General features: G+C 71.5%; 16 protein-coding genes. 11 read left to right on the top strand and 5 right to left on the bottom strand.

Annotation, left to right across the window (positions count from 1 at the left end; all coding sequences use genetic code 11):
• Positions 1-25: 25 nt before the first annotated feature.
• The gene (gene mshA, locus ACIBQ6_RS47590) at positions 26-1,303 is read right to left on the bottom strand and encodes a D-inositol-3-phosphate glycosyltransferase (RefSeq protein ID WP_358289301.1); all 1,278 of its coding nucleotides are present in this window, start codon (positions 1,301-1,303) and stop codon (positions 26-28) included.
• Positions 1,304-1,397: 94 nt separating this feature from the next.
• Here mshA and ACIBQ6_RS47585 point away from each other — a divergent pair, with 94 nt between their 5' ends.
• Positions 1,398-2,144, top strand: a complete 747-nt coding sequence (locus ACIBQ6_RS47585) for an SDR family NAD(P)-dependent oxidoreductase (protein WP_358289304.1) — start codon at positions 1,398-1,400, stop codon at positions 2,142-2,144.
• A gap of 5 nt (positions 2,145-2,149) precedes the next feature.
• Positions 2,150-2,941: a class I SAM-dependent methyltransferase gene (locus ACIBQ6_RS47580; protein WP_358289307.1), complete on the top strand. Its 792-nt coding sequence runs from the start codon at positions 2,150-2,152 to the stop codon at positions 2,939-2,941.
• Positions 2,942-3,032: 91 nt separating this feature from the next.
• Here ACIBQ6_RS47580 and ACIBQ6_RS47575 read toward each other — a convergent pair whose 3' ends face one another.
• Positions 3,033-3,542 carry an O-acetyl-ADP-ribose deacetylase gene (locus tag ACIBQ6_RS47575; RefSeq protein WP_397219213.1) on the bottom strand — a complete coding sequence of 170 codons (510 nt, stop codon included), beginning with the start codon at positions 3,540-3,542 and terminating at the stop codon, positions 3,033-3,035.
• Between the two features lie 88 nt (positions 3,543-3,630).
• Between ACIBQ6_RS47575 and ACIBQ6_RS47570 the strand changes: the two genes are divergently transcribed.
• From ACIBQ6_RS47570 to ACIBQ6_RS47550, 5 genes are all read left to right on the top strand, one after another.
• Entirely contained in the window at positions 3,631-3,987 is a 357-nt protein-coding gene (locus tag ACIBQ6_RS47570; RefSeq protein WP_352319711.1) for a BlaI/MecI/CopY family transcriptional regulator, read from the top strand.
• The gene (locus ACIBQ6_RS47565) at positions 3,984-4,889 is read left to right on the top strand and encodes a M56 family metallopeptidase (RefSeq protein WP_358289313.1); all 906 of its coding nucleotides are present in this window, start codon (positions 3,984-3,986) and stop codon (positions 4,887-4,889) included. The genes ACIBQ6_RS47570 and ACIBQ6_RS47565 overlap by 4 nt, the downstream gene beginning before the upstream one ends.
• Positions 4,890-4,950: 61 nt before the next feature.
• Entirely contained in the window at positions 4,951-5,445 is a 495-nt protein-coding gene (locus tag ACIBQ6_RS47560; RefSeq protein ID WP_352355473.1) for a helix-turn-helix transcriptional regulator, read from the top strand.
• Between the two features lie 3 nt (positions 5,446-5,448).
• A complete protein-coding gene (locus ACIBQ6_RS47555; protein ID WP_357967190.1) occupies positions 5,449-5,859 on the top strand; it encodes a hypothetical protein in 411 nt (136 codons plus the stop codon).
• 124 nt (positions 5,860-5,983) lie between these two features.
• A complete protein-coding gene (locus tag ACIBQ6_RS47550; RefSeq protein ID WP_352319719.1) occupies positions 5,984-6,343 on the top strand; it encodes a DUF2516 family protein in 360 nt (119 codons plus the stop codon).
• Between the two features lie 16 nt (positions 6,344-6,359).
• Here ACIBQ6_RS47550 and ACIBQ6_RS47545 read toward each other — a convergent pair whose 3' ends face one another.
• Positions 6,360-6,968: an SGNH/GDSL hydrolase family protein gene (locus tag ACIBQ6_RS47545; RefSeq protein WP_387679360.1), complete on the bottom strand. Its 609-nt coding sequence runs from the start codon at positions 6,966-6,968 to the stop codon at positions 6,360-6,362.
• A 115-nt stretch (positions 6,969-7,083) separates the two neighbouring features.
• Here ACIBQ6_RS47545 and ACIBQ6_RS47540 point away from each other — a divergent pair, with 115 nt between their 5' ends.
• Complete coding sequence (locus tag ACIBQ6_RS47540; RefSeq protein ID WP_397219212.1) at positions 7,084-7,818, top strand: alanyl-tRNA editing protein; 735 nt, start codon at positions 7,084-7,086, stop codon at positions 7,816-7,818.
• Here the strand turns inward: ACIBQ6_RS47540 and ACIBQ6_RS47535 are convergent.
• On the bottom strand, positions 7,815-8,732 hold the full coding sequence (locus tag ACIBQ6_RS47535) for a TetR/AcrR family transcriptional regulator C-terminal domain-containing protein (RefSeq protein ID WP_358289324.1): 918 nt from the start codon (positions 8,730-8,732) through the stop codon (positions 7,815-7,817). The genes ACIBQ6_RS47540 and ACIBQ6_RS47535 overlap by 4 nt on opposite strands.
• Before the next feature lie 111 nt (positions 8,733-8,843).
• Here ACIBQ6_RS47535 and ACIBQ6_RS47530 point away from each other — a divergent pair, with 111 nt between their 5' ends.
• Both ACIBQ6_RS47530 and ACIBQ6_RS47525 read left to right on the top strand, forming a co-directional pair.
• On the top strand, positions 8,844-9,932 hold the full coding sequence (locus ACIBQ6_RS47530) for an FAD-dependent monooxygenase (protein ID WP_397219211.1): 1,089 nt from the start codon (positions 8,844-8,846) through the stop codon (positions 9,930-9,932).
• Between the two features lie 27 nt (positions 9,933-9,959).
• Entirely contained in the window at positions 9,960-11,564 is a 1,605-nt protein-coding gene (locus tag ACIBQ6_RS47525) for a DUF2207 domain-containing protein (RefSeq protein WP_397219210.1), read from the top strand.
• Positions 11,565-11,594: 30 nt separating this feature from the next.
• Here the strand turns inward: ACIBQ6_RS47525 and ACIBQ6_RS47520 are convergent, their stop codons facing one another.
• Positions 11,595-12,503 (bottom strand): asparaginase, encoded by a 909-nt coding sequence (locus ACIBQ6_RS47520; RefSeq protein WP_397219209.1) that lies wholly within the window; start codon positions 12,501-12,503, stop codon positions 11,595-11,597.
• A gap of 60 nt (positions 12,504-12,563) precedes the next feature.
• On the opposite strand from ACIBQ6_RS47520, the gene dtd reads away from it, so the two are divergent.
• A complete protein-coding gene (gene dtd, locus ACIBQ6_RS47515; protein ID WP_352355491.1) occupies positions 12,564-12,995 on the top strand; it encodes a D-aminoacyl-tRNA deacylase in 432 nt (143 codons plus the stop codon).
• Positions 12,996-12,999 lie beyond the last annotated feature (4 nt).

The raw sequence follows: 12,999 nt of genomic DNA, 5'->3' as shown, positions 1-12,999 counted from the left end.
CGCGCGACGTGAGGCCGTCCAGCCGCTAGAAGTTGAGCGCCACGGGCACCTTGTGCAGGTTCGCGACGGCGCCCGCGTACACCTCCATGAGCCGGCCCGCCGTCGCCTGCCAGCCGAAGGCGGCCGCGTGCGTGCGCGCCCCCCGCGACAACTGCTCACGCCAGTCCGGCAGGGTGACCAGGCGGTGCAGGACGCGGGCCCATTCGTCCGGGTCGTGCCCGTCCACCAACACGCCGGAGACCCCGTCGTGGACGGCGGTGCGCAGCCCGCCCACGGCCGCGGCGGCGACCGGCGTCCCGCAGGCCTGCGACTCCAGGGCCACGAGCCCGAACGACTCGCTGTAGGACGGCACGACCGTCACGTCCGCCGCCCGGTACCAGTCGGCCAGTTCCTCCTGCGGGGCCGGCGGCACGAGCCGGACGACGTCGGAGATGCCCAGCTCACCGGCCAGTTCGGTGAGGATGGACGGCCGGGCGAGCCCGTTGCCCGACGGCCCGCCGACGCAGGCGACGACCAGCCGGCCGCGCAGCGAGGGGTCGTCGATGAGCATGCGCGAGGCCGCGCGCAGCAGCACGTCGGGGGCCTTGAGCGGCTGGATGCGGCCGACGAACAGCAGCACGCGGGCGTCCTGCGGCAGGCCGAGCCGCTGCCGGGCGGCGCCCTGCGAGGCGGGCTGGAAGACGGTGAGGTTGACGCCGGGGTTCACGACGGCCACGCGCTGTGGGGCGGCGCCGTACAGGTCGATGAGCTCGCGGGCCTCGTCGGCGGTGTTGGCCACGAGACGGTCGGCGATCTCCACGACCTGTTCCTCGCCCACCACGCGGGCCTGCGGCTCCGGCTTGTCGTCCTGGGCGAGCAGCAGGTTCTTGACCTTGGCCATGGTGTGCATGGTGTGCACGAGCGGCACGCCCCAGCGCTCCTTGGCCAGCCAGCCGACCTGCCCGGACAGCCAGTAGTGGGAGTGGATGACGTCGTAGCGGCCGGGGTCGTACATGGCCTCGGTGCGCAGCACCTCGGACAGGAAGGCGCACAGCTGCCCGGGAAGGTCCGCGCGGTCCATCTCCTCGTACGGCCCGGCCGTCAGGTGACGTACCAGGACGCCTGGGGCGAGTTCGGCCACGGGTGGCTGGTCGCGGGCGGTGGCCCTGGTGAAGATCTCCACCTCCACGCCGAGTTGCGCCAGCCTCCTGGCCGACTCGACGATGTACACGTTCATCCCACCGGCGTCGCCCGTGCCGGGCTGGTCCAATGGCGATGTGTGCATGCTGATGGTCGCGACCCGGCTGACCCGTCGTCGCCTCACTCGACATCACCTCCAAGCGGAATACAACTATCCGAATTTTTTCGACATTCCCTGCCGCGGTTCGCACCGCGTCCGCCCTGGCAGGATGAGGGGCATGCAGAGAACGGCAGTGGTGACCGGCGCGAGCGGCGGGATCGGCGAGGCGACCGCGCGGCGGCTCGCCGCTGAAGGTTACGTGGTGGTGGCGGGCGCACGGCGCCGCGACCGGCTGGACAAGCTGGCCGCGGAGGTGCCCTCGATCAGGCCGGTGACGCTCGACGTGACCTCTCAGGAGTCGGTTGACGCGCTGGTGGGCTCGCTCGACCGCTGCGACGTGCTGGTCAACAACGCCGGTGGCGCGCTCGGCATGGAATCGGTCACTGACGGCCTTCTGGACGACTGGCAGCAGATGTACGACACGAACGTACTCGGCTCCCTACGCATGACCCAGGCGCTGATCCCCAAACTCGTGGAGTCGGGCGACGGCGTGCTGGTGATGCTGACCTCGACCGCCGCCCTGGTCTCCTACGAGGGCGGCGGCGGCTACTGCGCGGCCAAGCACGCCCAGTCCGCGATGGCCGAGACCCTCCGCCTGGAGCTGGTCGGGCAGCCGGTCCGGGTGGTCGAGATCGCGCCGGGCATGGTCAAAAGCGAGGGCTTCGCGGTCACCCGCTTCCGCGGCGACGAGACGGCCGCCGCCCGCGTGTACGAGGGCGTCCCCGACCCGCTGTCCGCCGACGACGTGGCCGACGCCATCGCCTGGTGCGTGACGCGCCCGTCGCACGTCAACATCGACCGCCTGGTGATCAGGCCGCGCGCCCAGGCCGCCCAGCACAAGGTGCACCGCGTCAGCGGCGGCTGAGCCCGATGGCCAGACCGGTCGGCGCGATCACCCGCGGCACGACGTGGCACAACCGGCTGCGCCGGGTCGACCGCTGGACGGCCGCCGTGCACGGCCCGGCCCTGCGCGCCGCCGTCCGCCCGCTCGTCGTCGACCTCGGCTACGGCGCCTCGCACACGACCACGTTCGAGCTGTTCACCCGGCTGCGCGCGGTCGCGCCCGACGTCGAGGTGGTCGGCATCGAGATCGACCCGGCCAGGGTGGCCCTGGCCAAGCCGTACGAGCGGGAGGGGCTGAGCTTCGCGCTCGGCGGCTTCGAGCTGCCCGTCCCGCGCCCGCCGACGCTGGTCCGCGCCTTCAACGTGCTGCGCCAGTACGGCGAGGCGGAGGCGTGGCACTACTGGGACGTGCTGTGCGGCAAGCTGGCCCCCGGCGGCGTGCTGGTCGAGGGCACCTGCTCCGAGACCGGACGGCGGGCGGTCTGGGTGGGCCTGTCCCCCGACGGCCCGCGCACGCTGACGTTCTCCGCCCGGTTCGACGCCTTCGAGCGGCCTTCCGACCTGGCCGACCGGCTGCCGAAGACCCTCATCCACCGGAACGTGCCGGGTGAGCGCATCCATGCGTTCCTGCGTGACTTCGACCACGCGTGGGCGGTCAGCGCCCCTTACGGCGTGCACGGGCTGCGGCAGCGCTGGCTGGCGTCCGTGCGGCTGCTGGCCGGGCAGTGGCCGGTGGCGGTGCGCCCGCCGCTCGGCGGCCCGGCCCGCTGGCGGCTCGGCGAGCTGACGCTGCCCTGGTCGGCGGTGGACCCGCGCTGACGGATCCGGGCCATCGGGAGAGCTGACGGGATCCGGGCTATCGGGAGAGCTGACGGGATCCGGGCCATCGGGAGAGCTGACGGGATCCGGGCTATCGGGAGAGCTGTGCGAGGAACACCTCGTAGGCGGCGGTGTCGAACAGCACGAACCTGACCTCCTCCACCGACGTCCCCGCCGCGCGCACGGCGGCCACGGCGATGCGGGCGGCGTCGTCGAGCGGCCAGCCGTAGACGCCCGTGGAGATCGCGGGGAAGGCCACCGTCCGCGCGCCCAGCTCGTCCGCCACCCGCAGCGACTCCTGGTGGCAGGAGGCCAGCAGCTCGGAGCGGTCCTGCGACCTGGAGTAGACCGGCCCGACCGTGTGGATCACCCAGCGGGCCGGCAGCAGCCCGGCGGTGGTGGCGACGGCCCGGCCGGTCGGCAGGCCCTTGCCGTAATGCCCGGCGCGCAGCCGCCTGCACTCCTCCAGGATCTCCGGCCCGCCGCGGCGGTGGATGGCGCCGTCGACGCCCCCGCCGCCGAGCAGCGAGGAGTTGGCCGCGTTCACGATCGCGTCGGCCCGCTGCTCGGTGATGTCGCCCTGCACCAACGTGACATTCATCTCACCGAGCCTGCCAGGCGGGGTTCCGGGCCGCCACTTGCCGCTCCCGGATGCCAGCTCGACGCTTTGTAGAGCTACCCTGAAGGGCGTGAAGGGTCTTGGCGAGCTTGAGCGCAGCATCATGGACATCCTCTGGGCGGAGCACAACCCGCTGACCGCCCGCGAGGTCGGCAGGCTCATTGCCGATCGCGACCTCGCCCCCACGACGGTGATGACCGTACTCGACCGCCTCACGCGCAAGGGCTTCCTGGAGCGCACCAGGGACGGCCGCGCGTGGCGTTACGAACCGGCCGCGAGCCGTGACGCCTACATCGCCGAGCTTATGCTTGAGGCGTTGGACCTGACGGGCGACCGATCGGCCGCCCTGACCCGCTTCGCCCAGGCCGTGTCGGGCCCGGAGGCGGAGATCCTGCGGAGAGCTCTCACGGAGCTGGAGGAAGAGTGATCACGGCAGCGGTGCTAGCGGCGCTCGCCACGGCGTGCGCGCTCGGCTCCTGGCGTTTCACGACGGCCCGGTGGACCTCCCGTGCCCCGAGGCTCGCCATCATCGTCTGGCAGTCCCTGGGCGTGGCCTGGGGCCTGGCCACCACCGGCGCCATGCTGGCCTACGCGGTCCTGCCCTACAACGTGGGCGTGCTGCCGGGGCTGATCGCCTTCGCCCGCGGCAGGACACCGGTCGAGGCGTGGGACCCGCTGCACGTCCTGGCCATGATCGCCGGTCTCACGTCGCTGGCGGTGCTGGTCGTGGTGCTGCTGACGGCCGGCGTGCAGGCGTTGCGCGCGCGGCGGCGGCATCGCGTGCTGCTCGCGCTGATCTCCCGCGACGATCCGGGCGTGCCGGGGGTGCGGGTGCTCGACCATCCCAGCGCGGCGGCGTACTGCGTGCCGGGGTTGCGCTCGCAGGTCGTGGTCAGCGCGGGCGCGCTTGAGCTGCTGTCGCCGGACGAGATGGCGGCCGTGCTGGCGCACGAGGCCGCCCACGTGCGCGAGCGGCACGATCTGGTGCTGCTGCCGTTCGCCGCGCTGCGCCGGGCGCTGCCCTGGTCGAAGGTGGTGGCCGACGCGCAGGCGCAGGTGGAGCTGCTGATCGAGATGGCCGCCGACGACCGCGCCCGCCGCTACTGCTCACCGCGCAGGCTCGCGACGGCGCTGCTCAGGTTCGGTACGGCCGGCGCCATGCCGACCCCGCAGGGCATGCTCGGCGTGCACGCGCACAACGTCATGGCCAGGGTGGACCGCCTGATCAAGCCAGGGCCGGAATTGTCAGCATTTGTCCGATACGGCTACCTCGCCCTCTCTGTGAGCTTGCTCACCACCACCCCCTTCCTGTGGGTCTACCAGCTCTGACTGCTTGCAGGTGTTAGCCGTTCCGTTTGCAATTGCAAGCACGGGACGGCAGACTGTGGGTATGGCACTACCGAAGGTCGGCTCGATCGGCGAGTACATCCGCGAGCAACGGCAACAGGCGAAGATCTCGCTGCGCCAGCTCGCGCAGGCGGCAGGGGTCTCCAACCCCTACCTGAGCCAGATCGAGCGCGGGCTGCGCAAGCCGAGCGCGGAGATTCTCAACCAGATCGCCAAGGGTCTGCGGATCTCCTCGCAGGCGCTCTACGTGCAGGCCGGCCTCATCGAGGACCGGGAGCCGCCGAGCGACGTGATCACCGCGGTCAACGCCGACACGCTGCTCACCGAGCGGCAGCGCCAGGTGCTGATCGACATCTATGAATCGTTCCGCAAGGAGAACCGCACCGAGGGCGAGCAGACCTCCCAGAACGCCCGCCCTCAGCACGACTCCACCGCGGACGACGAGCCGCCGCTGCCCGAGGAGTATCTCGCCGCGCTTGAGCCCTACGCGGCCTCCCCCGGCAACGGGACCGTCACCCAGGAAACCAAGGAAGGTTAACCCATGACGCTTGCCACCGAGGTCAAGAAGCTCACCGACTCCAAGCCGTTCTACGCCTTCGCCGGCGCCGGCGACTTCGCCGTCGAGAAGCTGCGCGAGCTGCCCGAGCAGCTGCGTCAGCTCCAGTCCCGCCGCTCGGAGCTGGCCAGGGACCTGCCGGAGAAGACCCGCGCGTACGCCGACAAGGCCGAGGGCTTCGTCCGCGAGTTCCCGGACAAGGCCCGCGAGTACGCCGACCAGCTGAGCAACAAGGCCACCGAGGTCTACGAGGACTTCGCCACCCGTGGCCGCAAGGTCGTCAGCAAGACGACCGGCGAAGCCGCCCTTGAGCTGGAGGAGGTGTCGGAGGCCGCCGAGCCGCCCGTCGCCGAGCCCGTCAAGAAGACCACGCGCACGCCTCGGGCCAAGGCCTGAGCGAGCGAGCGGGCCCGCCTCTTCGGAGGCGGGCCCGTTCCTGTTCCGGTGCCCGCTTGTCGGGGACGCCTATTAGGCTGGGGCCGATTTCATCGCGGCGTTGGGTGGAGCCAGCAACATGAATATGATCAACGGCGTTTTCAACTTCCTTTTCCTGGTGCTCGCCGCCGTCATCTTCGGCATGTCGGTCTACGCGCTGGTGCACGCGGCGCGCGTGCCGACCAACGCGTTCGTCTCGGCGGGCAAGCTGCAGAAGAAGATCTGGGTGCTCATCCTCGCGCTGGCGACCCTGCTCTCCGGCGGCGGCGCGCTGGGCTACTTCAACGACTTCATGCTGATCGGCGGCTTCCGGTTCATCGGCCTCAACGGGCTCGGCCTGTTCTCCATCCTGGCCGTCATCGCCGCCACGATCTACATCGTCGACGTCAAGCCCGCGGTCAAGGGCATGGGCCGCGGCAACAGCGGCCCCTACGGCCCCTGGTAGGCCGGCCCCGTCCAGATCAGGCCAGCTCCGCCGCCAGCCACGCGGCGATGCGCTCGTGCCCGGCGAACGTGGGATGCACGCCGTCGGGCAGCACCGTCTCCGACGGCCTGCCGGTCACCCATTTCCGGCGCATCGGGTCGAGGAACGGCACGCCCGCGGCGTCGGCCACCTCCGCCAGGGCGTCGCGCACCCGGTAGGCCTTGGCCGGGGTGTCCTCCAGCCAGATCGGGCCGACCATGACGACCTTGGTGACCGGCCAGCGGCGGCGCACCTCGGCGAGCAGGGCGGCGGCGGCCGCGCGCACCTGCCCGGTGCTCCAGCGCTGGTCGTTGTGGCCGCCGGAGATGACCAGCACGTCGGGGGCCGGCCGCCAGGCCAGCTCCTCCTCGAACGACCGCCGGAACGTGCGGCCCACCTTGCCCTCGTTGAGATAACCGGTGCCGCCGGCGCCGGCGATGACCGGCTGCCAGCCGAGCAGCCGCGCCGACTCCGAGGCGTAGGTCCGCCAGGGCGGCACCGGGCCGGATCCGACGGTGAAGCTGTCGCCCACGAACATCATCACGGGAACCGCCGGACGGGCGGGAGGGACGGCCTCGGGCGCCCGCTGCGGCGGCGTCCGGGCCACCGCGCTCGTACATGCTGAAATTCCAGCAAATATCCCTATTAGTGCGACGACCGGGGCGATTCTTCCTCGAAGCATCAGGCCACGCATAATCACCCCGGGGCACTAGGCTGCCGATATGACCGCCGACCTCCACGGACGCACGCAACGGCTCGAACTGTCCGACCAGAGCCTGCGGGATTTCGAAGCCGTCGTGCTGGACGCGACGCCTGAGGGGATCGTGCTGAGCAGGTCGGCATTCTATCCAGGCGGCGGCGGCCAGCCTGCCGATCACGGAGTTCTGGTCTGGCAGGGCGTGGAGACGCGCATCGTCGGGGTGCGCAAAGGCGACGATCTCTACCTGATCCCCGCCGAAGGCGACCCGATCCCGCCCGCCGGCACGGTGGTCGAGGCAGCGGTGGCCGACGCCCGGCGTTCGGCGCTCATGCGTACGCACTCGGGCCTGCACGTGTTGTGCGGCGTGGTGTTCAGGGACTACGGCTGCCTGGTCACCGGCGGCAACATGGACGAGCTGAGCGCCCGCATGGACTTCGACCTGCCCGAGGTGCCGCCCGGCTTCAAGGAGGCCGTCGAGGACGCGTGCAACGCCGAGATCGCCGCCGACCGCCGCATCGACGTGCGCGTGCTGCCGCGGCGGGAGGCGTTCGAGATCCCCGACATCATCCGCACGGCCGGCAACCTGGTGCCCGAGGCCGTCCAGGACGTGCGCGTCGTCGACATCGTGGGCCTCGACACGCAGGCCGACGGCGGCACCCACGTGGCCTCGACCAAGCAGATCGGCCGCATCAGGGTGGCCAAGATCGAGAGCAAGGGCCGCGGCTTCCGCCGGCTGCGCATCGCGATCTCCGACTAGCGCCCCTCGACCAGCCCGGCGAGCCCGTCGAGCAGCGCGTCGAGGCCGAAGGCGAACAGCCGGTCGAGGTCGAGGTCGAACTCGCCGCCCAGCTCCTCGATGACGCCGGTGAAGGCGGTCAGCCGCCCCGACTCCGCCAGCGCCTGGAGCTCCCCCTCCCGGCTGGTCATCCACTCGTCGGCGGTCAGCCCGGTCGCGGCCTGGGCCTGCTGCTCCATCTCGATGTTGGCGGCCAGGCCCTGGACGAAGCTGAACAGCAGGGTGTGCACGTGCATCTTGCTGATGGGATCGAGGGGCGAGCCCTCCAGCGTGCGCATGACCCACTCGGTGTGGGCGATCAGGCTGGCCGAGGGCAGCGGCCTGGTCAGTGAGGTGACCCTGGCCATCCACGGGTGAGTGCGGTAGCCCGCCCACTGCACCCGGGCGGCGGTCTCCAGCCTGGCCCGCCATCCGTCGGGCGGCGGGTCGGGCAGCGGGAACTCCCTGATCACATGGTCGATCATGAGCATGACCAGGTCGTCCTTGCCGCCGACGTGCCGGTAGAGGGACATGGTGGCCACGCCGAGGCGGCCCGCGACGCCGCGCATGGTCAGCTCGGCGAGGCCGTCGGCGTCGGCGATCTCGACGGCCGCGGCCACGATGCGGTCGCGGGTCAGGTCGTCGCCGGACGGGACGGGCGCCCGCCGCGCCCTGCCGCCGCGGATCTCGGCCACGATCGTGCCGACGCGCGGCTCGGCGACCACCACGCCCTCCTGGGCCAGGACCGTGAGCGCCTTGGCGGCCGTGGCGAGCGCGACCTCCCAGTCGCGGGCGAGCTGCCTGGTGGAGGGCACCCGGTCGCCGGGGCGGAGCCGGCCGTCGGCGATGCGCCGCCTGATGTCCTCGACGATGCGCGCGTAGGGCGGAGCGGTCATCACAATCCTTTCTCTGTACTAGTACAGATCGTACCAGTGAACCCTTGTGAGCTGCTGTATGTACGACGTACATTCAGTCCCGCGTACAACGTCAACAGCAAGGAGCACGTCATGAAGGTTCTGGTCTCGGGAGCGAGCGTCGGTGGGCCCGTCCTGGCTCACTGGCTGCGGCGGCGCGGCTTCGAGGTCACGCTGGTCGAGCGCGCGCCGCGCCCGCGCAGGGGCGGCCAGGCCGTCGACCTCCGCGGCGCCGCCCTGGTCGTGGCCGACCGCATGGGCATCCTGGAGCAGGTCAGGGCCGCGCGGACGACCATGCGCGGCATGTCCATGGTCGACGGCGACGGCAACGAGATCATGCGCAGCACCGAGGAGACGATCAGCGGCGGCCGGCTCGACAGCCCGGACGTCGAGATCGCCCGCGACGACCTCACCGCGATCGTCGGCGCCGTCACCGACGCCCCCTGCCGCTACGGCGACTCCATCGCCGCCCTCGCCCAGGACGACGACGGCGTGGACGTGACCTTCGACAGCGGCGTCCGGGAACGCTACGACTACGTGATCGGCGCCGACGGCCTGCACTCCAACGTCAGGCGTCTGGTGTTCGGCCCGGAGCAGCGCTTCCTGCGGCACCTCGGCATGTACGTCTCCATCTACACCGCCGACAACTTCCTCGGCCTGGATCACTGGCAGCTCTGGCACCGCGAGGGGGAGGCCGGGTTCGGCCTGTTCAGCGACCGGGAGCCGGCCGTGATGAAGGTGAACATGGGCTTCGCCGCGGGCCCGATCGACTACGACCACCGCGACGTCGAGCAGCAGAAGCGCCTGGTCCAGGAGCACTGCTCGGGGCTGCGCTGGGAGGCGCCCAAGCTGCTCGCGGCCATGTGGCAGGCCGACGACTTCTACTTCGACGCCATGGCCCAGGTGGAGATGGACCGCTGGTCGCAGGGCCGGGTCGCGCTGATCGGCGACGCCGCCCACTGCCCCTCGCCGCTGTCGGGGCAGGGCACCAGCCTGGCCCTGGTGGGGGCGTACGTGCTGGCCGAGGAGCTGGGCCAGGCCCCCGAGGGGGCGTTCGACCGCTATGAGCAGCGCATGCGGCCCTACGTCGCCCTGAACCAGGCTCTGGCCCTGGAGAACCCGGGCATGGCCGCCTCGCCCGAGAGCGTACGCCGGGCGGCCGACGCCATCACCCTGGATTGACACCCGCAACCGCTACGATGTCCCGCCATGACGGGTTTCAGACTCACATTGGCCGCCCTGGGAGCCACCGCTCTGACGTTGCTGGCCACCCCCGCCTCGGCGGAGGCCGGGATCACGGACCAGGTGACGATGACGCTCGCCAAGGACGGCACTCTCCACGTGGTAGAGAAGATCACCGGGGCGTCCGGCGGCCTCAAGCGCACCCTGCTCACCAAGACCCGCTACGACGACGACAACGACCGCGTCTACCGGGTCACCAACGTCAAGGGCGGCAAGCTCGACGGCGACGTCCTGACCGTGACCGGCCAGACCGTCGAGTACGACGTCAAGGGCGCGGTGACCACCTCCGGCGGGGTCGAGGAGCTGCGCTGGTTCGCCGTCAGCGGCTGGAGCGTCCCCGTCACCAAGGCGACCGTCCAGGTCAGCGGGCCCGGCCAGGTGCAGAACCTGTCGTGCTTCGCCGGCGACCTGACCTCGGCGATCGGCTGCACCTCGGCCTCGATGGACCACACCGCCACCCGGGCCGACTTCGAGCAGGACAACCTCGCGGCGGGCCAGGCCCTGACGGTGGTCGTCGGCTACCCCAAGGGCTCCAGCTCCGGGGCGCCCATCCTGGAGCGCCGCTTCTCGCTGGCCTCGGCGTTCACCCTCGACCTGGTCACCGGCGGCGCGCTGGCCGCCCTGCTGGTGCTGCTGCTCGGCGGCGTCGGCCTGCTCTACTGGACGCGCGGCCGGGACGCCCGGGTCGCGGGCCACGAGAAGGGCGGGGTCGATCCCATCCAGAACGGGCACTTCACCCCGCCGGACGGCGTGCGTCCCGGCCAGATCGGCACGCTGGTGGACGAGCAGGCCGACGTGATCGACGTGACCGCCACCATCGTCGACCTGGCCGTCCGCGGCTACCTGCGGATCGACGAGCAGCCCCGCCAGACCTACGACGCCCCCGACTGGCTGCTGGTCAGGCTGCCGAACGCGCCGGTCAACTCGCTGCTGACGTACGAGCGCGCCCTGTACGACGCGGTCTTCGACGGCCGCGACGCGGTGCTGCTCTCCCAGCTGTCCGGCTCGTTCGCCGGCCATCTGGGCAAGGTGCGCGACGCGCTCTACAGCGACGTGGTCGAGCAGGGCTGGTTCGCCCGCCGTCCCGACACCGAGCGCACCCGGTGGACGACGATCGGCGTCGTGCTGATCGGCCTGGGCCTGCTGGCCACGGTCGGGCTGGCCTGGTTCACCACGTACGGGCTGCTGGGGCTGGCCCTGGTCATCGCGGGCGGCGCGCTGGCCGCCGGCGGCCAGTACATGCCGGCCAAGACCGCCAAGGGCTCGGCCGCGCTCGCGCACACGATGGGCTTCCGCGAGTACCTGTTCTCCGGCGACCTCGGCGAGGTGCCCGAGCAGCACCGGGTGGAGCTGTTCTCGCGCTACCTGCCGTACGCGGTGATCTTCGACGGGGTCGAGCACTGGTCGCGGGTGGTGGCCTCGGTGACCGGCAACGGCCACCAGGCCGACAACCTCTACTGGTACCACGGGCCGGCGGAGTGGGACCTGTCCAAGTTCGCCGGGTCGATGCGCACGTTCACCACGACGACCTCGGGGGCCATCTCCGCCAGCCGCCAGTTCCGCACCCTGTAGACACTCCGCGCGGCGGCGGCTCTCGCCCCTCTAGCGGATCCGCAGCTCGCCGACCGGCCGGCCGCCGCCCAGCAGCGCCGGCCTGGCCAGCTCGGCCAGCTCGGGCGCGTCCAGGCCGAGCGAGCGCAGGGCCGCCACGGTGACGGGCACGCGGGCCCGCGACGAGCCGTCCTCGATCTTGATCGTGCCGGCTCGGCCGTCCTCGAACGCGAACGCGTCGAACGCCTCCGCGCCCGCCTTCAGCATCAGACCGGGGATCGCGCGCATGAGCTTGGCCTCGGGCCGGTCGGTGCCGGAGGTCCATTCGGGGTGGGCGCGCATGGCGTCGAAGATGCGCCGCTCGAACGAGCCCTCCGCGGCCAGCGGGAAGGCCCGGAACGCCTTGGTCACGCCGAGCATCGAGACGAAGAACAGCGGCGCGCCGCAGCCGTCCACGCCGGAGGCGGCCACCCGCTCGCCGGTCAGGTCCTCGACCGTCGCGCGGATCGCGCGCTGGAGCGGGTGCGCGGGCTCCAGATAGGTGGTGAGCGGCCAGTCGTTGAGCACGCAGGTGGCCAGCATGGCGGCGTGCTTGCCGGAGCAGTTCATGTAGACCCGGCCGAAGTCGGTCGAGGTGCGCTCGAACGGGTGGTCCTCCGGACACAGCAGGGCGGACTCGTCCAGGCCCGCTCCGGCCAGGATGTTCCGTACGCCGTCCACGTGGAACGCCTCACCGGAGTGCGAGGCGCAGGCCAGGGCCAGCAGCTCACCCTCCAGCTGGAGGCCGTTGCGCATCATGCCGAGCGCCTGCAGCGGCTTCATCGACGATCGCGGCGAGGCCGGCACGTGCACCGCTCCCCGCGTCTCCACCGGGACGCCCTGCGCGTCCACGGTGAGCATGCGGGCCAGATGAGTGGACTCCACGAACCCCGACCGGACAACCTCGACAACAAGCGACATTACGCGCCCCCTTTCGGCACGAGTCTACGAACAGTTCTTTCTGCGCCAGAATGGGATGCCATGCGAGCAGTCGTACAACGAGTGAGCTCGGCCTCCGTCGAGGTCGAGGGGCAGACGGTCGGCGCCATCGACGAGCCGGGGCTGCTCGTCCTGGTCGGCGTGACGCACACCGACACCCGCGCCGAGGCCGCCAAGCTCGCCGCCAAGCTGTGGGGCCTGCGCGTGCTGCACGGCGAGAAGTCGTGCTCCGACGTCTCCGCCCCGCTCCTGGTGATCAGCCAGTTCACCCTCTACGGCGACGCGCGCAAGGGGCGGCGCCCCACCTGGCAGGCCGCGGCCCCGGGGCCGGTCGCCGAGCCGCTGGTGGAGGCCGTGGTCGAGGAGCTGAGGGCGCTCGGCGCCCACGTGGAGACCGGCCGCTTCGGCGCCGACATGAAGGTCTCGCTGGTCAACGACGGGCCGATCACGCTCGTCCTCGACATCGACGCCTAGCGGG

This window comes from Nonomuraea sp. NPDC049655 (assembly GCF_044465465.1).
Lineage (GTDB): Bacteria > Actinomycetota > Actinomycetes > Streptosporangiales > Streptosporangiaceae > Nonomuraea.
The sequence above is the reverse complement of the archived record's forward strand: the minus strand, read 5'-3'. Positions and strand labels throughout refer to the sequence as shown.